The sequence below is a fragment of the Francisella sp. SYW-9 genome (assembly GCF_008711465.1).
In the GTDB taxonomy this organism is placed as follows: domain Bacteria; phylum Pseudomonadota; class Gammaproteobacteria; order Francisellales; family Francisellaceae; genus Francisella.
The window spans coordinates 1-520 of sequence record NZ_VXKQ01000071.1; the positions used below are offsets into that span (position 1 = coordinate 1).

A 520-nucleotide genomic window follows, 5' to 3' on the forward strand; every position below is an offset into this window, starting at 1 on the left:
TTTTTTCTTTTTATTTTTTTTTCATCCCTTTTATCTTTTTTCCCTGCTTTTTTTTTTTCTTTTCTTTCTTTTTTTTTCTTTTTTTTTTTTCCTTTTTTTTCTTTTATCTTCTTTTTTTTTTCTTTTTTTTTTCTCTTTTTTCTCCTTTTCCTTTTATTTTTTTTTTTTTCTTCTTTTTCTTCTTTCCTTCTCTCTTTTTTTTTTTTTTTTTTTTTTTTTCTTATTTTTTCTTTTCTCTTCTTTTTCCTCTTTTTTCTTTTTCCTTTTTTTTCATTCCATTCCTTCTCACACTCTCTTTTTCTTTTTTTTTACTTTCCCTTTCTTTTTTATTCCCATTCTCTTCCTTTTTTTCTTCTTCTTCTCTTTTTTTTTTCCATTCTTTTTTTTTTTTTCTTTTTTTCTCTTTTTCATGTATTTTATTTCCACCTTCTTTTATTCCTTCTTTTTTTTTTTTTTCCTCTTTCTTTTTTTTTTTTATTCCTTCTCTTTTTTCTTCCTCTTTTTCTCTTTCTTCTATTTT

Annotated in this window: 1 protein-coding gene; it reads right to left on the minus strand. The window is 21.0% G+C overall.

The window, feature by feature from the left end:
• Positions 1 to 220 precede the first annotated feature (220 nt).
• The coding region (locus F3D62_RS13310) for a hypothetical protein (protein WP_224732704.1) at positions 221 to 520 on the minus strand (300 nt) is incomplete at its 5' end.